Source organism: Liquorilactobacillus oeni DSM 19972 (assembly GCF_001436275.1).
GTDB lineage: Bacteria > Bacillota > Bacilli > Lactobacillales > Lactobacillaceae > Liquorilactobacillus > Liquorilactobacillus oeni.
This window is the reverse complement of record NZ_AZEH01000039.1, coordinates 27,924-47,644: the sequence shown is the minus strand read 5'-3', so window position 1 is coordinate 47,644 and position 19,721 is coordinate 27,924. Positions and strand designations below refer to the sequence as shown.

Genomic DNA, 19,721 nt, shown 5'->3' with positions numbered 1-19,721 from the left:
ATTGGCACACCCACTCTTTTACTATATTAGTGCTTTGAAACATTCAAACGATTGACAGCTCTTCTTAAGGAAACTTCAGCACGTCTCAGTTTATCAGTATCCTTTTCTTGACGAGCTTTCTTTAAACGTTCTTGTGCTCTCTTCCGTGCACGTTCAGCACGTTCAAGGTCGATATCTTCTTTACGTTCTGCACTATTAGCCACAACTGTCGCAACATTATCAGAGAATTCTACAAAACCCCCGTTGACAACAATTTCATCGAATTTGCCCTCAGTGTTCGGAACTTTGACCCGGACCTCATCGATCTCAAGTGAAGCCAATAATGGAATATGCTCTGGCAGAATTCCTAATTCTCCAACAGTTGTCCTAAAAACAGCCATAGGAGTCTTTTCGTCATAAACACTGCCATCAGGGGTAACTACATTAACTGTCAATAGCTTTTCTTCAGCCATTTTGCGTTACCTCCCTATTTGCTTTTGCTAGTCATTTTTTTTGCTTTTTCAACTACTTCTTCAATCCGACCGACAGCACGAAAAGCATCTTCAGGAAGATCATCATACTTGCCTTCCAAAATTTCCTTGAATCCCTTTACGGTTTCTTTAACCGGAACGTATGAACCAGGGACACCCGTAAATTGCTCAGCAACATGGAAGTTTTGCGATAAGAAAAATTGGATTCTTCGTGCACGTGCAACAATAACTTTTTCTTCATCGGACAGTTCATCCATCCCAAGAATAGAAATGATATCCTGCAACTCTCTATAACGCTGCAGCACATGCTGAACTTCAGTAGCAATCTTATAATGCTCTTCACCAACAATTTCTGGTGAAAGTGCACTTGATGTTGATGCTAACGGATCAACAGCAGGATAAATGCCTTGCTGTGTTAAACTACGCTCTAGGTTAGTTGTAGCATCCAAATGTGCGAATGTAGTTGCTGGAGCGGGATCCGTATAGTCATCGGCAGGAACATAGACAGCTTGAATTGAAGTAACTGAACCCTTTTGGGTTGAAGTAATTCTTTCTTGTAACTGACCCATTTCTGTTGCAAGAGTCGGCTGATAACCAACAGCAGAAGGAATTCGGCCTAACAAGGCAGAAACTTCAGAACCAGCCTGTGTGAAGCGGAAGATATTGTCAATAAAGAGCAAGACATCTTGTCCTTCAGTATCACGGAAATATTCCGCAATTGTCAAGCCCGTCAAAGCAACACGCATACGAGCACCAGGCGGCTCGTTCATCTGACCAAACACCATGGCGGTCTTCTCCAAAACCCCTGATTCCTTCATTTCAAAGTAAAGGTCATTACCTTCACGTGTACGTTCTCCGACACCAGTGAAGACAGAGATACCGTTATGTTCCTGTGCAATGTTGTGAATCAGCTCCTGAATTAAAACTGTTTTCCCAACACCGGCACCGCCGAATAACCCAATTTTTCCGCCTTTAATATAAGGTGCTAACAGATCAATAACTTTAATCCCTGTTTCGAGAATTTCAATTTTTGTATTTAACTGGTCATAAGGAGGGACATCACGGTGGATCGGATTACGCTGTGCATCCGCGCCAAATTTCTTACCTCCATCAATTGTCTGACCTAAGACATTAAAAACCCTTCCTAATGTTTCTTTACCAACTGGAACACTAATCGATGAACCAGTATCTTCAACATTTGCTCCACGTTGAATCCCATCTGTAGAATCCATCGCAATTGTTCTCATTACACCATCACCAAGTTCAAGTGTAACTTCAACAACCAAATCTGAGCCATCTTTACGCTCAACATTCAATGCATTGTTGATATCAGGCAAAGTCCCACTAAGAGGAAATTGAACGTCAATAACAGGTCCGATAACTTGAATAACTTTACCAGAACTCATCTACTCATTCCTCCCATCATCTTAATCCAAAGCTGCTTGTGCGCCGGTAATTTCAGTAATCTCGGTTGTAATTGCACTTTGCCTTGCACGGTTATATTGCAATTCCAAGGAGGAAATAATATCCTTGGCATTATCAGTAGCAGATTTCATCGCGGTTGAACTTGATGCATGTTCAGCAGTCTTAGCGTCAAGAATAGAACCATATATCAAACTTTCAGCGTACTGCGGCAATACAACTTCTAAAATAGCATCCTCGGAAGGCTCCATCTCATATTCAGCCGAATAGCCTGCCGCCGAATCTTCTCCAAGGCCTTCACTACCAATATTCATTGCAGAAATCGGCAGCATCGGTTCTGCTCTAAACTCAGAAGTCAATGAATTGACAAAGTGATTATAGCAAACATACAGTTCATCAAAAATTTCTGCACTATACATTGTAATAATCCTCTTTACCAATTCATGTGTTTCTCTAAATTTAGGAATATCACTTATACCGCGATATTCATATGCAACATTAAAACCACGTTTTTTAAAGAAATCTGCCCCTGTTCCACCAATTGCAATAATGACAATATCGTTTGTGGAATGATTACCATTTGCAATCAAATCCAGCGTTTGCTTAATGACATTGCTATTATAGCTGCCAACAAGACCCCGATCAGAAGTAATTACAATGATACCAGTTTTTTTAACAGGACGTTTAACAAGCATTCCCAATCCGTTGATCTGATCACCAGCTTGGTTTGGACTTGCTGATATACCAGCAGCTCCATTATCCAAAAGGTGGGATTTTGCAAGATGAGTAATGACACTGCGGATCTTTTCCGCATATAGCTGATATCCAGTAGCATGCCGCTGAATTTGACTTAATTTAGCGGTTGAAACCATTTGCATAGCCCCTGTGATCTGCTCTGTTTTCTTTGTTGAAGAAATACGTCTTTTAACTTCTTGCAAAGAAGCTCCCATTAGCTCTCACCAACCTTTCTATTTAGCTGTAGACTGAAAACCGGCAGAAAAATCTTTAATAGCCGCATCTAGCTTTCCCGTCTCCGGTAAATTGCCAGTCTCTTTAATGCTGTCAAGCAAGTCTTTATGATTATTATCGAAAAATTCAAATAATTCATTTTGGAAACGCGTAATATCATCAACTGGAACAGCATCTAAAAATCCATGTGTCAAAGCATATAGAATAAGAACCTGTTTTTCAACGACCAGCGGCTTATGCAGCGGCTGTTTCAAAACTTCAACGGTTCTGCGTCCACGTGCTAGCTTTGCCTGAGTAGCTTCATCCAAATCAGAACCAAACTGTGCAAACGACTCCATCTCACGATAAGAAGCAAGGTCTAGACGCAAAGTTCCAGAAACTTTTTTCATTGCTTTAATCTGAGCAGAACCGCCAACACGCGAAACTGAAGTCCCAGCATCAATCGCAGGTCGAATACCAGAATAAAAATTATTACTATCCAAGAAAATCTGACCATCGGTAATCGAAATCACATTAGTTGGAATGTACGCAGACACATCACCGGCTTTAGTTTCAATGAATGGCAATGCAGTCATAGAGCCGCCACCCAATTCATCACTCAACTTAGCTGCACGTTCAAGAAGTCTGGAGTGAAGATAGAAGACATCACCAGGATAGGCTTCACGACCAGGTGGACGTCTCAAAATTAAAGAAAGTTCACGATAAGCATCTGCTTGTTTGGTCAGGTCATCATAGACAATCAAAACATGCTTCCCATTGTACATAAACTCTTCACCCATCGCAGCCCCTGCATATGGTGCAAGCCACAATAATGGCGCTGGAGATGAGGGACCAGCCGAAACAACGATTGTATAATCCATTGCACCAAAGCTGCGTAGCGTTTCAACTTGGCTTCTGACAGTCGACTCTTTTTGACCTATTGCAACGTAGATACAAATCATATTTTGACCCTTTTGATTGATAATTGCATCAATTGCAATTGAGGTCTTACCTGTCTTACGGTCACCGATAACCAACTCACGTTGTCCGCGGCCAATTGGTACCAGTGCATCAATAGCTTTAATACCAGTTTGTAGTGGTTCTTTAACCGACTGGCGTTCCATAACGCCCGGAGCCTTTTTTTCGACTGGACGGGTTTTATCAACTTTCAATTCTCCTAGACCATCGATAGCTTGACCTAAGGGATTGACAACACGGCCTATCATTTGTTCACCAACTGGAACTTCCATAATACGACCTGTGCGTTTTACACTATCACCTTCACGAATTTGCTTGAAAGAACCTAAAATAACAATACCGACATCATTTGACTCTAAGTTTTGAGCCATTCCATAAGTACCATCATCAAACTCTAACAGCTCTCCTGCCAAGGCATTATCTAGACCAGTTGCACGAGCGATCCCATCACCAACATATGTAACTGTCCCGACTTCATCAACTCTGAGCTCATCTTGATAATTTGCTAATTGTTGCTTAATCAGAGCACTTATTTCCTCAGCCTTAATGCTCATAGAAGTTTCACCTCTTTATTAATCATTTCAATAGCATCCTTCTGATACGAGCGATTTTTAGTTTCAAAGAACCATCATAAACATAGTCGTCTGACCTTAAGACAACTCCGCCAATCACAGTAGGATCAACTTTTTCATCAAGAATAACTTTATTTGCCCCAACTAACTTTGCAAAAGCAGATGTCAGCTTGCTTTTTTGCTTCTCTTCAAGAGGAATTGCAGTTGTAACAGTTGCGCGAACCGTTTCTTCAAAAATATCATTTAGTCTTATATATTCATTAATAATATCTTCTAGAGAAGAAATTCTTCCATAATCAAACAGCATTCTTAAAAGATTAGCAGCTAATTCAGATGAAGAAATAGCCATTTTTTCAAGTATACTGCGACGTGTTGAAAGACTAATTTGTTTACTTGTAAGGAAAATCATCAACCGTGGTTCATCCTTAACAGCTTTCTTCAGTTCAAGCAGCTCAGCAAGCAAATCTTTGCGTACATCCTTTTCCTTTGCAAGAGCAAATAAAGCACTTCCATAACGATGTGCAATTATTGTTTTACTTAACTTCATTTTGCTTCCCCAACCCTTCAATATATGAATCAATCAAGGCCTTCTGGTCATTCATCTGTAGATTCTTAGAAATGACCTTTGAAGCAATTTCAAGTGATAGTTCAGCAACATCATTTTTCACGCCTTCGAGTGCATCTTGGCGTTCACGTTCAATGTCTTGCTTTGCCGTTTCCTTCAAAGCCTGAGCTTCACTATGTGCACCTGTAACAATCGTGTTCTTTTGTTGTTCGCCATTTTTTCTTGCACGTTCAACTATTTGAGACGCTTCAGCATGAGAATCTTTTAATGCTGCTAAGCGTTGCTGTTCAACCTCTTCAGCTTTTTTTCGTGATTCTTCTGCAGAATCAATATCATTTGCAATTTTGGTAGCGCGCTTATCCATCATTTCTGTGACGGGGCCCCAGGCAAAATGCTTAATCAAGGCCATCAGTACGATAAAAAGTACTGCATAAAAAATCATGTCGCCCCATTGAACTCCACTAGCAGCACCTAACACAAATGTTAAGCCCATTTATTGACACCTCCTCTTTTATATTGCTTCGGAAACCGAATTTGTAAAATAAAAGATTATTTTGCCAACAAAAGGAATGAAATAACGATTGCGATGATTGGAACAGCTTCGACCAACCCAACACCGATAAACATGTTAGTACGCAGTTTTCCTTCAAGTTCCGGCTGACGTGCCAATCCTTCAAGCATTTTTGAAATAACAAGACCATTACCAATGGCTGCACCGATCGCAGCACCAGCAGCTGCAAGACCTGCACCAATTAAAGCTAATGTACTCATAATAAAATCCTCCTTGTTTACTCTTTTTCAACCTTTTGAGAAATATAAACCATTGTTAATGTTACGAAAACATAGGCTTGGATACTCCCAATGAAAACTGAGAAGCCTTGCCAAATAATTTCAAGTGGAATAGCAGGAATAAACGATGCAATTCCAAAGGATTTACCAAATTCGTAAATCAATTTCAGCAAAACTTCACCAGAATAAATATTACCGTATAAACGAAGAGCCAGCGTTAGAAAGTTTGTAAATTCTTCAAGTACGCTTAGCGGAAGCAAAAAGGGAAGCGGGCTCAGATAAGTGTTTTTAAAGTAACCTTTGAATCCAAATTTTTTGACACCCAAGAAATGTGCTGTCAATAAAACAATAAAGGCAAGTGTCATTGTTGTCATTACATTTGCCGTTGGACTCTTGATATAACTCACATTATTTACACTAACCTGCAGCATCATCCCTAATTGGTTTGACACAAATATAAATGAAAACAGCGTAAATATTAGAAGCCCAAACTTGCTGCCTTCCTTGCCCGGCATTGTACTCTTAATAATGCCGTTTGTAAAATCAATTATCCACTCAATAAAGTTCTGTTTGCCAGAAGGTTTGAGCTGAATTCTTCTTGATAACCAAAGCATCGTAAAGAAAACAATTATTGCTGCAAGCAGCCCCGGTAAATCATTGCTAATATTGAAAGGAATTCCAAAAAATTCTTGAACAGATGCTCCTTCATTCACCAAGTCTCACCTCTTTTCTTCTGACGCATGACCCATCAAATTTGAAAAAATGTTGCAAAACCCCCAAAGAACGCGCCTTTGAGTACACAAAAGATCATACCACCAATCTATAAAAAACACAAAATAGCCGAAAATAAAAGTTAAGCGCTATCTATACTGACACAAGAGGATTATTTAAAATTTAATAAAATAAAAAGAAATTAAAAAAGTACGTATTTTTAAGTGCTTGTGAGGAACCACGCAAGTTTTCAAATAATTTAAAATAAAAACGACTATTTCTAAAAGGAATAAAGTCGTTTTTTAGCAAAATTTATTATTAGTGTTCAAAGACTTATTGCTGCCTTACATACTTTTAATTATTTTGTTCCAAAAAGCCGATCACCAGCATCTCCTAATCCTGGCACAATATAGCCTTTTTCATTCAGGTGATCGTCGAGAGCAGCTGCAAAGATATCAACATCAGGATGTGCTTTTCTGAAAGCTTTAACACCTTCAGGCGCAGCAACTAAACAGACAAACTTGATGGCAACAGCGCCTCTTTTTTTAAGAGCATCAACTGCCATAATAGCAGAACCGCCTGTTGCCAGCATTGGATCGACTACAAAGATTTCACGGCTTGACAAACTGTCTGGCATCTTAACAAAGTATTCTACCGGCTTTAGTGTTTCTTCATCGCGGTACATTCCCACGTGCCCGACTTTAGCTGCAGGTATAAGTTGTAAAATACCATCAACCATGCCTAATCCTGCACGCAAAATCGGTACAATAACCACTTTCTTACCCGATAAATGCTTTTTAGTAGTCTTAGTAATCGGAGTCTCTACCTCGCAATCTTCCAAAGGCATGTCGCGGGAGACCTCATAGGCCATCAATTCGGCAATTTCATTAACAACTTCTCTGAACTCTCTTGTTCCACAATTCTTGTTACGAATGATTGTCAGCTTATGCTGAATCAACGGATGATCCAATACTTCAAATTTTCCCAATTTTGCCACTCCTTTATAATCCCAATATATTTTAGCGGATAATTGCTCATTTGGCTAGTTTAATCAATCATTTCAGGTGCAAAAAATTGATCACCGGCAGATTTTTTCAAACGGTTCATATAAGCGGTTCCTAATTCCTTTTCTGGGAATCCGGCTGCTAAGATCCAGTTCACCTTGTTTATGTTGTCAAAATAACGCAGTCCGGCAAAAAGGCGCTGACTTGCAGTTGCAACACTTTCACCCAAATCAAACTTATCGCAATTTTCAGGAAAGTTAGTATTGAAAACTTCACTAGGTGCCATAACACCGACTTTTTCCTTTTGTTTTGAAGCCCATTTTAAAGCAGCCTGCCAATCATGCTTTCTTACTATTAAAACCTGTGCGTCCGGTGCATAATGTTTGTACTTCATTCCAGGCGCCTTAGGAACCTCTTTTTCACTGACCTTATGTCGGTCAGTTGCAATTTCTTCACCCAAAAAAGAAGCCAGCTCTTCGGCAGTCACTGCACCTGGTCGCAATATTGCCGGAGTCTTTGCTGACATATCCACAATTGTAGATTCAACACCGACTGTTGTAGGACCATTGTCAACAATTCCAGCAATCTTACCTTCCATGTCATGATATACATGCTGTGCTGTTGTTGGGCTGGGTTTACCAGAAGAATTAGCAGATGGTCCAACAATGGGAACCCCGGCTGCCTCAATTAATGCACGTGTAACTTTATTTGCCGGCATTCTAAATGCAGCCGTTGACAGTCCACCTGTAACTACTTTAGAAAGCGCACCCGGTTTAATTTTAAAAATCAAGGTTAACGGGCCGGGCCAGTATTTTAAAATCAGCTGTTCAGCAGACTTGCTGATTTTACTGACATACTTTTTCATCATCTCTACCGAAGAAACTGTTACTATTAGAGGGTTATCCGAAGGTCTCCCTTTCGCAAGGTAAACTCTTTTAACAGCCTGTTCATTAGTTGCATCTGCCCCCAGTCCGTAAACTGTTTCTGTCGGGAAAGCAATTAATTCTCCTCTTTTTAATTCGGAAGCCGCTTCTTCAATGTCTTTCGGCGAGTATATTTTTGTAATCATCATCTTTTTCACTCTTTCAATTTAGAATTCAACTCTAACCATCCGTTCATTTCCGGTAATATCCTTTTTAACAATAACTTCGGCTGCAGGAAATTTACCCAAAAAAATCTGTTTGACCGCCTTACCTTGTTTAAAGCCTATTTCTAGATAAAGGCGTGCGCCTTTATCTAAGAAAGGTTTAACTTCATTTGCAAACCTGTTATAAAACAATAAACCATCCTCAGGAGCAAATAACGCACTGGCGGGTTCATGTTCAAGTACTGTTTTATCCATCAAATCTCGTTCTTTTGGCGCTATATATGGCGGGTTGGAAACAATAATTCGATATTGCTCCTTCAAAGGCGCAAAAAGATCTCCTTGAAATATTGAAACTTTGCTTTCCAGCATGTCTGCATTTTGCCGTGCCATTTTTAGTGCTGCAGCTGAAATATCGGTTAACGAAACATCCCAATTGGGGCGCTCTTTTTTCAAAGAAATCCCAATTGCTCCAGTTCCTGTGCCGATATCTGCTACTTTTAAAGAAACCTCTTTTTCAGGAAAATCAGCAAGAATCCATTCTACCAATTCCTCTGTCTCCTGCCTTGGAATCAGCGTGTGTTCATTAACCTTAAAGTCTCGACCGAAAAAAGTTGCTTCACCTAATAAATACTGGACAGGCCAGCCCTTCTCGTAATAAGAAACCCACTTCTTGAATTGAGTAACTTCTTGTGGTGTCAAATAATCGTTGTAGTGACAAAGAAGTTCAAGAGTGTTCCATTTGCGTAACCCTTTAAGAAGCAATTCTATTGCACTTTCTTCCCCGCCGCTTTTCGCTACAAAAGAAAAAGCCCATTTCTGAGCCTGAAAGAAAGTCAAACTACTCATTTTGCAGATTCTCCAACGCTTTAGTTTGATCATAAAGAATAAGGGCATCAATTACATCTTCAAGTTCCCCATTCATGATACGGTCAAGCTTATTCAGAGTCAGGCCGATACGATGATCTGTGACTCTATTTTGCGGATAATTGTAGGTCCGAATCCGTTCTGAGCGATCTCCTGTCCCTACAGCCGACTTACGGTTCTGATCATACTCATTTTGCTCTTTTGAAGAATAGTAATCATAAACACGTGCTTTCAAAATTTTCATTGCTTTTTCGCGGTTCTGCTGCTGTGAACGCTGATCTTGCATTGCAACTACAATCCCAGTCGGTAAATGAGTCATTCTAACTGCAGAAGAAGTCTTATTGATATGCTGCCCGCCGGCTCCTGAAGAACGGTAGACATCGACTCGGATATCCTTGGGGTCTATCTCAATTTCAACGTCTTCTTCTTCAGGCATTACAACAACAGTGGCAGTTGAAGTATGCACTCTGCCTGCAGATTCGGTTACTGGTATTCTTTGAACACGGTGTGCACCGCTTTCGTACTTAAGCTTAGAATAAACACTTTGACCATTGATTAAAATTACAATTTCTTTAAAACCGCCAACTTCAGTTACATTTTTATCCAGCACTTCAATTGACCAGCCCTGTTTTTCTGCATATTTAGCATACATGTTAAATAAGTCTGCGGCAAAAAGACTTGCTTCATCCCCGCCTGCAGCACCTCTAATTTCCATAATGATATTTTTTTCATCATTAGGGTCCTTAGGCAGTAAAAGAATTTTAATTTTTTCTTCCAGCTGCTCGCGTTTATCTTTAGCACCTGCTAATTCATCTTTAACCATTTCAGCCATTTCATCATCTAATTTCTCACCAAGCATTTCTTCATCATCAGAAATAGTCTGATTTACTTCTTTATACTCATCGTATTTTTCAACTGTTTCGCGTAAATCAGCCATTTCCTTGGATAGCTTAGTGAAACGTTGTGTGTCCGAAATCACTTCAGGATCAGATAACAGCTCGCCCAATTCTTCATAACGATCAGCAAGTGTTTGCAGCCTGTCAAATAAATCTTTCATTATAAAGTTTCCTCCATAAAAAACTTTTCTACTATTATATAGTATACACTATTACTTTATTAAACGAACCCATCATAAAGAATCAAGCGGCGGTTGCAAGTAGTGGTACCGGCAAACTGGGTAATATGACTCATTGCCGCCAATCATTATCTGTTCTCCATTATAAACAGGTTTGCCATCGTTAATACGCAAATTCATAATTGCTTTTTTATTACAAAACCAGCAGATCGTTTTCATTTCCTCAATCTTGTCAGCATATAGCAATAAATATTTTGAACCTTCAAACAATTCGTTACGAAAATCATTTTTAAGCCCAAATGTCATCACAGGGATTTTCAGTTCATCAACGATCCGCGCTAACGCCACAATATGGTGTTTCAATAAAAATTGTGCCTCGTCAATCAAGACACATGCCACTTGATCAGGGCATTTGCTGATTATTTCGTAGATGTTTGTTTCAGTATAAATGGGTACCGCCTTGCGTTTTAATCCAATCCTGCTTGTAATACAGCCAATCTGGTTCCTGTCATCCACTGCGCTTGTCATAATTACAACTTTTTTGTTTTGCTCCTCATAATTATGAGCAACTTTTAAAATTTCAATACTTTTTCCGCTATTCATTGCTCCATATCGGAAGAATAACTGTGCCAAAAATAATTCACCTCAAATTTAGAATTTCTAGTTAATTATATCTGATTTTCGACTGAAATTCACTAAACAACTTAATTTCGTCAAAAAGAATGCAAATTACCCGCTGTTTTTCATTTTGTGCTATCATACAGAATGTTATTAATTAATTGAAAACCGAGCTAGGTTTAAAAACGGAGGAATTAAACATGTCGTTCAAAAGCTCAGCAGCTATTGCTGCCGGTCGTTTATCCTATTGGTTCTTGCATAATTTTCTACACGGCGGTACTGCATTGCCGGGAAAAGTAACTTTGGCAATGGATCCTGACGTTTTACAGGAGCTCTCACGGAACTATGACGTTGTGATCATTACTGGAACTAATGGTAAGACGCTGACCACAGCACTGACTGTTAAAGTACTGCGTACATCTTACAAGCATGTATTAACTAATCCGAGCGGCTCAAATATGAAACAAGGTATTGTTACAGCCTTTTTAACAGCTCAAAAAACAAATTCTGGAAAAAATCTGGCTGTCCTTGAAACGGATGAAGCAAACGTAGAACTTGTCACGCGTTATGTACATCCTAAAGTTTTTGTGTTAACGAACATTTTTCGTGATCAAATGGACCGATACGGGGAAATTTATACAACTTATAAAAAAATTCTTGCAGGGATAAAACTTGCTCCTAAAGCAACAATCATTGCAAATGGAGACGCTCCGATCTTTAATAGTAAAAAACTGCCTAATCCACTTATATATTACGGGTTCGATGCAAAAAAAGATCAAGAACAGCAAGCTTTGCCGAATACCGATGGATTGTTATGTCCTAAGTGCCAGCACATACTGCATTATAAACAGCTGACTTACGGCAATCTGGGAAAATATTATTGCCCAAACTGTGACTTTAAGCGGCCTCAACTTACACACCGTGTTACAGAACTATCAGCAGAAACACCTCAAAATTCGGTATTTTCAATTGACGACACATCAATTACACTTCAGATCGGCGGAACCTATAACATCTATAATGCTCTCGCCGCGTACAGCATCGGCCGTTTTTTCAAAGTGCCTGCTGCAAAAATTGCAGATGCTTTGAGTGACCAAGACGAAAAGGTTTTTGGACGACAAGAAGTTATCAAATTGGAAAAAAAGGAAGTTACCCTTATACTTGTAAAAAATCCAGTGGGTCTAGATCAAGTTCTTGAAATGATTAAGACTGATCCGCAGCCGTTTTCTTTAGCTGTTCTTTTAAACGCTAATTATGCCGACGGAATTGACACAAGTTGGATCTGGGATGGACGTTTTGAAAATCTTCCTTTTGCGCGAATTCAAAGTGTGTTGGCAGGCGGTGAACGCTATCGTGATATTTCATTCCGCTTAAAAGTAGCTGGAGTACCCACTGAAAATTTCCAAGAACATAAAAATCTTGAAGAAATTGTGACAGCTGTCAAAAAAATGCCAACAAAACGCATCTATATTCTAGCAACTTATACAGCAATGCTGCAATTAAGAAAACTTCTCGCAAATCAAGGATATATCAAGGAGGGGATGGAATAATGGATTATAAGTTGAAAGTTGCCCACCTTTATGGAGATCTGCTGAACACTTATGGTGATATCGGAAATATTTTAGTGCTTGACTACTATGCCAAAAAAATGGGTGTTGTCCTCAAATCTGAAATCGTCAGTATCGATCAAGAGTTTGATCCGCAAAAATTTGATCTTGCTTTTTTTGGAGGCGGTCAGGATTACGAGCAGATGATAGTTTCAAAAGACATCCAGTCAAAAAAAGAAAAAATCATAGACTTTATCGAAACAAACGGTCCAATGTTAGCAATTTGCGGCGGCTATCAATTGCTTGGCAAATATTATATTGGAGCGCAAGGAGAAAAGATCCAAGGAATCAGCGCTTTGCCTCATTATACTGAAAGTCAAGACAACAATCGTTTTATCGGCGATATTGTAATTCAAAATGGTGAAACAAAACAAAAGTATCACGGTTTCGAAAACCACAATGGTGTTACTTTCCTTGGTAAAAATGAACGTCCTTTGGGAAATGTTTTGCAAGGACATGGCAATAACGGTAAAGATAAAACTGAAGGTGCAATATATAAGAATGTTTTTTGTTCCTATTTTCACGGCCCTATTCTTGCCCGTAATGGGGAACTCGCAAAAAGACTGCTTATTCTGGCTTTAAAGCGCAAGTATCCACAAGCTGATTTCACTGCACAGGAGCAGTTAGAAATTAAACCTACTTACTAACTCACTAAAAAACGAAATTAAGCGAATCTTTAAATGCAGCGTGGCAGTGTGAGAATTAACTGAAAGTTGCGAATGTACCGCTAACTTTACTATTAATTAATAATTTACATTTAAGTAAGAAAAACTGGCTGCTTAAACACGTTAATTCCCGTATTGCAGAATGAAGCCAAGAATCTGAGTCAAAACTCAGATTCTTGGCTTCATTTATAGTATCAGAATCAACTTGCACCAGTTTTAAAACAGCTAACCTTTTTATTTTGAATGCACAATTTTATATATTTGGCTTGTTAGTTTATAAATTTTTTATTATCTTTGCACTATTTCTTCGACATAACTCAAAACACCTTGCTCTTCATTTGAAGCAGTACGATAAGAAGTTATCTTCTTAACAGCAGAAGAAGCATTTTCCATAGCTACACCCTCCCCAACTTCAGAAAGCATTTCCAAGTCATTACCGCCGTCACCAAAAGCACACATCTTAGAAAATGGGATTCCAAATTTGCCACCTAAAACCCTCAGGCCTGCTGCTTTATTCATACCAGGTTGAATAATATCAATCCCGCCACGACCGCTTGAAGTCGGTTCAGCAATTCCTTTTAATTTTTTGCGTAGTTTCAAGACAACGTCTTCTGTTTCCTCTGGGGAACAACTCAATGCAAATTTTAAAATGTGATCGTTAATCATGTCAAAAGCTCTAACCGCTTCGAGACGTGGATAATACTTGTGCGAAAGGATTATAAAATCCTTTTCTGCATTAGAAAGGTAATATGCACCCATCTCTCCACAAACTAATACCTGCAATTTTGGAATTTGTGTCAGCTTTTCAAGTATCTGCTCTGCATTTTGCGAAGAAAAACTTGTTTCTTGATATACCTGCGCTTGACTTCTAATATAGGCTCCATTTTCAGCAATATAAAGCAACTCCGGGTAGTCTTTAAAATACGATTTTAGTTGATAATATTGATTCCCGCTTGCAATTACAAACTTGATGTTTTTTAACTTCATTTTTTCATATAGGTTTCTAAATCTGCTGCGATTATAATCCATCATATTATTCAAAAATGTCCCATCCATATCAGTTGCAATTAATCTGATTTTTGTCACGTTTCATATTCAGTCCCCTCGTTGCTTAAACTACATAATTTCAAAAGCTTTAAAACTTGGCTCCGTAATTATAAAATCCTGAGCCTCCTAAAGTCTCCAAACCGCTAATAATGATAAGGCTTACATTATTTCTTTAGACAACCATGCTTACAGCTACCAGCCAGTTGTTTATTAAAAATGCTACTTGTTTCAGGCCCTTTCCCCCGGTTCTGAAGCAATTATCTCCAAAGTTCCCGTTAACGTCCACTCTTTTACATCAAATGGCAAAATCAGATGCTGACCTTTTTCCAAAGAATACTTCTGATTAGAAATCACTAATTCTCCAGTTCCAGAAAGAACAGATATTAAAGTATACGGCGCTTCCTGCCGTTTAAAAGTTGCTTTACCATCTGAAATTTTCCATTTATACACACTGAAAAAGTCTGTTTGGACAAAAGTGGTAACAGCTGCATCCTCGTGTTTAACAGTTTTAATGTTAAGTTGCGGGTCAACATGCGGAACATTAGTGACTGCAATTGACTGTTGAATATGGAGTTCACGTTTTTTACCTGTTTTTTTATCAACACGATCAAAATCGTAAACCCGATAAGTAGTATCACTGCTTTGCTGTGTCTCTAAAACCATAATTCCTCTGCCGATGGCATGAATTGTACCGCTTGGGACGTATAAGAAGTCTCCAGCCTTAACTGGAACATGACGTAAAAGATGCTCCCAATCTCCTTCATTTATCATCTCTTCAAGCTGTTTCCTCGTTTTTGCATGGTGCCCGTAAATCATTTTCGAGTTTTTATCAGCAGCTAACACATACCAGCACTCTGTTTTACCAAGTTCGTGTTCATGTTTCCAAGCATACGCATCATCGGGATGAACTTGAACAGAAAGTTCAGACTGTGCATCTAAAATCTTTGTTAAAAGCGGAAAGACTTCTCCCTCAGCATTTCCAAAAATTTCACGATGTTCATCCCACAATTGATTAAGCTTTTTGCCCTTATAAATCCCATTCACAACTGTAGCCGGTCCGTGCTTATGTGCTGAAATTGCCCAACACTCACCCGTATGATCACTTGGAATATCATATCCAAATTGTGTTTTCAACCGTTTGCCGCCCCAGATTTTTTCCTGAAAAGCGGGTTTTAAAAAAAGCGGTTCCATTAACATTTTAATTACCCCTTTCAACAAAAGAATACCCGTTTATTATAATCCCTTTTCGGTAAGGTATGCACTAATTATTGCATCTCTTCTTTTCAAAAACTTATCATTAGGCGTATGTGGATGTACCCGATTGGTTAAAACGATCAGTGCATTTTGGTTTGCTTTATCGATTAAGATAAAAGTGCCAGTATATCCAGTATGATAAAGACAAGCCTTATTTTGAGAATCGTACCGCAGATCCCATCCGTATGAACGTCCTAATTTATGGTCAGGAGTTTGATCGAAGAAAAGCTGATTAATCAAAGAAGCAGGAATTAGCTTATGACTTGACGAATCATCCAACATCCACTGTGAAAATTTAATGAGATCATGTAATGTTGTAAAAAGTCCTGCAGAAGCACAATGTCTTCCCAAAATATATGCCTTCGGGTCATGAACTTTCCCACAAATCAGGCCGCGAGTAGGCACAATCTCTGTTGGAACACATTCAGCTGCTTGTGGACAGAAAGTACTTTCCGTTAAATCTAAGGGACGCAGAACTTTTTCAGCAATCACCTGCTGAACAGGCTGATTGTAAATTTTTTCAATTATCAGGCCTAAGAAAATTAAACCTATATCCGTATAAACGACTTTTTTTTCAAACCAGTCTCCTACATGAAGCTGGTAAAGCGCCTCCAGCAATTCATGGGCACTTAATTCATTACGATTTTTAATGTACCCTGTAATAGCTGAAGTATGGGTTAATAAATGCCGCACTGTAACTCTCTGATCAAAAAAACGGGGTAAATATTTTTTTATTGGGTCATCAAATGCTAATTGTCCCTTTGCTACCAATTGTAAAATAACATTGGTCGTTCCTACCACTTTGGTAAGGGAAGCTACATCATACTTCAACCCTGCAGAAAGCTTTTTTACTTCAGGTTCTACTTCCTTGTTACCGAAAATTTCAGCCTGCAGCTGTCCGTCATGCAGCATCGCGTAAGAAACACCAGGAACAACTTTTTCACTGACAAGCTGATGTAACATTGCAGTTGTTTTTATATTGAACAATTTTCACCACTTCTTTTTTATTTACGTTCAACAATTGAAAATTTTCCTTCTTTATAATTAACTTTGCTTAAATGTGTATTTCGCAAAAATAAAAAATGGAAGTCTTTGTCCAGATTTTCAATAAAAATAGATAAAATCAAAGCATGAGCTACAATCAGCAGGTTTACTTCTTGATTTTCATACTTCATTCCACTTTGCGTTAAAATCCTTACAATTCTTTCATTCAATTCTGCAGCACTTTCCACCTGGATACCATCATTAGTATCCCTAAACATATCAACAATTTTTGAAACTCGTTTAGGTCCTCTTATAATTTTTAAAATTTTTTTTGGCCCTGCTTTTTTTAAAACTGCAGGAATCATCTGTCGATTTTTCATTTCTTCATAAAAACCAAAACTTAATTCCCGTAAATCCGGTTCACAGTAAATTTGTGGCTTTTTCTTTTTATTTTCGGCTACAATGATTTCAGCACTGGTTTGTGCCCTTTTCAAATCGCTGGCATAAACAGCTTGAAATTCAATTTCACTCAATCTTTGCCCAAGTTTATATGCTTTGGCAGCTCCTTTCTTAGTTAGTGGAGAATCTGTAATGCCTTGAAGCCGATGCAGCCTATTCAACTTTGTCTGTCCATGGCGAACCAAGTAAAAATGAACTACCACTGTTCATCACCTTTTCATCTTGCTTTTCATAAAATTTTCTCACAAATTATTAGAACAGTTCAATTATACCAAAATTACTGCTACAATTGAGCTAAACATTTAAAGGAATGATAAGTGTGGCCAGTAATTCAGATTCAATTTTTCACTTGTTATCATTTTTGAAGAGACATCCTGACAAATTAAAACTATTAAATACTGACTATGATAATGTAGTCAGAATAGCTGTTAGTTCAGATGTTCCAATTGCAGATACCGACATTTATTTTCCTAAAGATAAGCTGATGGTCAATCGTCTAAGTGATGACTTTGTATCTCAACATGGAGAACTTCTCAACTTTTACATGAAAATGATTTCGATTCAAGAACATGGTTTCCTAGAAGCTTGGGTGACCACAGCTTATCTTTCGCGAAGCAAAGTATATTTTCTTGAACTTTCATTTGAATAAACAAAAAGTAATCTTACAATATTAATTATAAGCTTAAGATTCGTTAATAAAGTTTTATCTATATAAACACATTAATGAAAAAGAGTGATTGAAGAAAATAAATTTTTCAATCACTCTTTTTATATTTAAATATAAGCGCTATTTTATTTATTCCACCTGTAAAAGTAAAATTACGGTTAACCATTTTAAATGATTAGCTATGAAATAAAACAACTTATTTACTATCGTCCATAACTCGATAAACTATGATTAGATTTAAAACAATCAATAAAGAAGTAACTAAAAAAACGCTCTGATAGTCAAATATGCTTGAAACGAAGGATCCTAACAGCGGACCGATAACGCCGCCTGTGGCTTGAAAAGATTGGTTATAACTAAAAATTCTACCAAAAGCTTCGTCTGGCACGTCAATAGTCAAGATAGTTTGAACTGCAGGTAATAACGCTGCGCTTGAAAGGCCTAGTATAAAACGTAAAAAACCTAATTGCCATGGAGACACGACAAAATACATTGGAAGAAATACTGCAATTGTTATAAACAATCCAAAAGTCAAGACTTTTTCCGGCTTACTACGGTCCATTAAATGTCCAACTTTAGAAGCCACCAATAGAGTACCGAATCCTGGCATAGCAGCTACAATTCCGCTAACCAATGAAATATTTCCCTGGTTATGCATCAACTCTCTAACAAATAGGCTGATAATAGGAGCAATTGACATTAACGAAGACTGCACTAGCAAAGTTGTCAAAAACATAGCAATAATTAGACGGCGGTTGGTCAGCTCTTTAAAGATCATGACCATCGACTTCATCTTTTTTGCAGGAACCGGTTTAAAATGCTCTTTAGTGTACAAAAAAGTTAGTACAAAAACTAACGCCATTAATAACCCGGTGATAAAAAAAGTACTTCGATAGCCAACTGCTCCAGCAATAACACCACCGAACAATGGTCCCAACAGTGTTCCTGAAACATTAGCTGTCATCAGGTTACCCATCACCTGACCGCTTTTTTCATGTGAAGTTTCTGCAGCCATCAGCGCAGTTGCATTGTTAATGTAGCCTGAAAAGACTCCCTGCAAAAACCGCAAAAAAATTACCATCCATACACTGTTAGCAGCTCCCACCAAAAAGATAGTACAAGCCATTACACCTGAAGCGCGCAGACACATTAATTTTCTGCCCTTTCTGTCTGCTAAACTTCCCCAAAAAGGAGAAACAATTGCTTGAGAAAAATATGTAATAGCAAAAGCTACACCAGAATAAAGATTCAACTGCCAGTTGCTAAAATGCCCCAAAGTATCAAGATAAAGCGAGATAAAAGGCATTGTCATCGAATAACCCAAAGCGGTAATAAAACAGCCAAACCATAACGTTAGGAAACTACGCCGCCAGATTTTTTTACTTTTTTCGATTTTTTCAGTCATCCAGCTGCGGACCTCCTTCTAAAATAAAATAAACAATTTCTATGGTACCATTAAATTTGTATTTATCCTATTCAAATTTTTAATATTACAGAAGACGCGCTAACCAGATTAAATAATACGAAATTCTTTCTACTGTTATTTAACCGATTTATGTCTGCAAAAAAACTAGCCTGAGGAATAAAATTTAAAAGATTCCACAAGCTAGATTTAATTTAAGTATAATTTAAATACAAGGGCTTAATCGTCGAGGTCACGTTCAATATCCAAACCATAGAGTTTGCTGACCGGTGCTTCTTTGTCAACCGGATGCACTACCAAAATCGTAGTAGCACCCTTTTCGCTAACATAGCCTGCAAAACTGGCAACTTCTTCTACTTGATAGGCAAGTCCATCAGAATTATAAATATATTGCCCGCTAACAGGCATATTTTCGAAACTGACTTTATTCATCCGGTAATATCCCTCATTATGATCATGCATTACTAACAAAGCTTTGAACATTGTGATCACCTCTTAGAAAATTTCAACTG

General features: G+C 38.3%; 22 protein-coding genes. 3 read left to right on the top strand and 19 right to left on the bottom strand.

The features are described from left to right. Positions 1-26: 26 nt before the first annotated feature. The 13 genes from FD46_RS05435 to FD46_RS05375 form a co-directional block, all read right to left on the bottom strand. Positions 27-452 (bottom strand): F0F1 ATP synthase subunit epsilon, encoded by a 426-nt coding sequence (locus tag FD46_RS05435; RefSeq protein WP_057896151.1) that lies wholly within the window; start codon positions 450-452, stop codon positions 27-29. A gap of 14 nt (positions 453-466) precedes the next feature. Next, complete coding sequence (gene atpD, locus FD46_RS05430) at positions 467-1,876, bottom strand: F0F1 ATP synthase subunit beta (protein WP_057896150.1); 1,410 nt, start codon at positions 1,874-1,876, stop codon at positions 467-469. A 21-nt stretch (positions 1,877-1,897) separates the two neighbouring features. Then, complete coding sequence (locus tag FD46_RS05425; protein ID WP_057896149.1) at positions 1,898-2,842, bottom strand: F0F1 ATP synthase subunit gamma; 945 nt, start codon at positions 2,840-2,842, stop codon at positions 1,898-1,900. A gap of 18 nt (positions 2,843-2,860) precedes the next feature. Further along, positions 2,861-4,372: a F0F1 ATP synthase subunit alpha gene (atpA, locus tag FD46_RS05420; RefSeq protein ID WP_057896148.1), complete on the bottom strand. Its 1,512-nt coding sequence runs from the start codon at positions 4,370-4,372 to the stop codon at positions 2,861-2,863. A gap of 22 nt (positions 4,373-4,394) precedes the next feature. Beyond that, positions 4,395-4,937: an ATP synthase F1 subunit delta gene (gene atpH, locus FD46_RS05415; protein ID WP_057896147.1), complete on the bottom strand. Its 543-nt coding sequence runs from the start codon at positions 4,935-4,937 to the stop codon at positions 4,395-4,397. Continuing rightward, positions 4,924-5,448, bottom strand: a complete 525-nt coding sequence (gene atpF, locus FD46_RS05410; RefSeq protein WP_057896146.1) for a F0F1 ATP synthase subunit B — start codon at positions 5,446-5,448, stop codon at positions 4,924-4,926. Before atpF ends, atpH begins: the two co-directional genes overlap by 14 nt. 56 nt (positions 5,449-5,504) lie before the next feature. Beyond that, positions 5,505-5,726: a F0F1 ATP synthase subunit C gene (gene atpE, locus FD46_RS05405; protein WP_057896145.1), complete on the bottom strand. Its 222-nt coding sequence runs from the start codon at positions 5,724-5,726 to the stop codon at positions 5,505-5,507. 17 nt (positions 5,727-5,743) lie between these two features. After that, a complete protein-coding gene (gene atpB, locus FD46_RS05400; RefSeq protein ID WP_057896144.1) occupies positions 5,744-6,457 on the bottom strand; it encodes a F0F1 ATP synthase subunit A in 714 nt (237 codons plus the stop codon). A 356-nt stretch (positions 6,458-6,813) separates the two neighbouring features. Continuing rightward, the gene (upp, locus tag FD46_RS05395) at positions 6,814-7,443 is read right to left on the bottom strand and encodes a uracil phosphoribosyltransferase (protein WP_057896143.1); all 630 of its coding nucleotides are present in this window, start codon (positions 7,441-7,443) and stop codon (positions 6,814-6,816) included. Between the two features lie 59 nt (positions 7,444-7,502). After that, on the bottom strand, positions 7,503-8,531 hold the full coding sequence (locus tag FD46_RS05390; protein ID WP_057896142.1) for an L-threonylcarbamoyladenylate synthase: 1,029 nt from the start codon (positions 8,529-8,531) through the stop codon (positions 7,503-7,505). A gap of 18 nt (positions 8,532-8,549) precedes the next feature. Beyond that, positions 8,550-9,392 carry a peptide chain release factor N(5)-glutamine methyltransferase gene (prmC, locus tag FD46_RS05385; protein ID WP_057896141.1) on the bottom strand — a complete coding sequence of 281 codons (843 nt, stop codon included), beginning with the start codon at positions 9,390-9,392 and terminating at the stop codon, positions 8,550-8,552. Beyond that, positions 9,385-10,467 (bottom strand): peptide chain release factor 1, encoded by a 1,083-nt coding sequence (gene prfA / locus FD46_RS05380; protein WP_057896140.1) that lies wholly within the window; start codon positions 10,465-10,467, stop codon positions 9,385-9,387. Before prfA ends, prmC begins: the two co-directional genes overlap by 8 nt. Positions 10,468-10,539: 72 nt before the next feature. Then, a complete protein-coding gene (locus tag FD46_RS05375; protein ID WP_057896139.1) occupies positions 10,540-11,118 on the bottom strand; it encodes a thymidine kinase in 579 nt (192 codons plus the stop codon). Positions 11,119-11,303: 185 nt separating this feature from the next. On the opposite strand from FD46_RS05375, the gene FD46_RS05370 reads away from it, so the two are divergent. Together FD46_RS05370 and FD46_RS05365 are read left to right on the top strand one after the other, a co-directional pair. Continuing rightward, positions 11,304-12,653 (top strand): Mur ligase family protein, encoded by a 1,350-nt coding sequence (locus FD46_RS05370; protein WP_057896138.1) that lies wholly within the window; start codon positions 11,304-11,306, stop codon positions 12,651-12,653. Next, on the top strand, positions 12,653-13,357 hold the full coding sequence (locus FD46_RS05365) for a type 1 glutamine amidotransferase (protein ID WP_057896137.1): 705 nt from the start codon (positions 12,653-12,655) through the stop codon (positions 13,355-13,357). Before FD46_RS05370 ends, FD46_RS05365 begins: the two co-directional genes overlap by 1 nt. Positions 13,358-13,663: 306 nt before the next feature. On the opposite strand, the gene FD46_RS05360 is transcribed toward FD46_RS05365, so the two are convergent. The 4 genes from FD46_RS05360 to FD46_RS05345 form a co-directional block, all read right to left on the bottom strand. Then, on the bottom strand, positions 13,664-14,461 hold the full coding sequence (locus FD46_RS05360) for a Cof-type HAD-IIB family hydrolase (protein ID WP_235805577.1): 798 nt from the start codon (positions 14,459-14,461) through the stop codon (positions 13,664-13,666). A 189-nt stretch (positions 14,462-14,650) separates the two neighbouring features. Continuing rightward, a complete protein-coding gene (gene manA, locus FD46_RS05355) occupies positions 14,651-15,619 on the bottom strand; it encodes a mannose-6-phosphate isomerase, class I (protein ID WP_057896136.1) in 969 nt (322 codons plus the stop codon). Positions 15,620-15,655: 36 nt separating this feature from the next. Further along, positions 15,656-16,639, bottom strand: coding sequence for a serine hydrolase domain-containing protein (locus FD46_RS05350; RefSeq protein WP_057896847.1), 984 nt, complete (start codon positions 16,637-16,639; stop codon positions 15,656-15,658). A 41-nt stretch (positions 16,640-16,680) separates the two neighbouring features. Continuing rightward, positions 16,681-17,322, bottom strand: a complete 642-nt coding sequence (locus FD46_RS05345) for a histidine phosphatase family protein (RefSeq protein ID WP_235805576.1) — start codon at positions 17,320-17,322, stop codon at positions 16,681-16,683. Positions 17,323-17,438: 116 nt separating this feature from the next. Between FD46_RS05345 and FD46_RS05340 the strand changes: the two genes are divergently transcribed. Then, entirely contained in the window at positions 17,439-17,768 is a 330-nt protein-coding gene (locus tag FD46_RS05340; protein WP_057896135.1) for a hypothetical protein, read from the top strand. 214 nt (positions 17,769-17,982) lie between these two features. Here FD46_RS05340 and FD46_RS05335 read toward each other — a convergent pair whose 3' ends face one another. Both FD46_RS05335 and FD46_RS05330 read right to left on the bottom strand, forming a co-directional pair. Then, on the bottom strand, positions 17,983-19,191 hold the full coding sequence (locus FD46_RS05335; protein WP_057896134.1) for an MFS transporter: 1,209 nt from the start codon (positions 19,189-19,191) through the stop codon (positions 17,983-17,985). A gap of 237 nt (positions 19,192-19,428) precedes the next feature. Then, positions 19,429-19,692, bottom strand: coding sequence for a hypothetical protein (locus tag FD46_RS05330; RefSeq protein WP_057896133.1), 264 nt, complete (start codon positions 19,690-19,692; stop codon positions 19,429-19,431). Between the last annotated feature and the right edge of the window lie 29 nt (positions 19,693-19,721).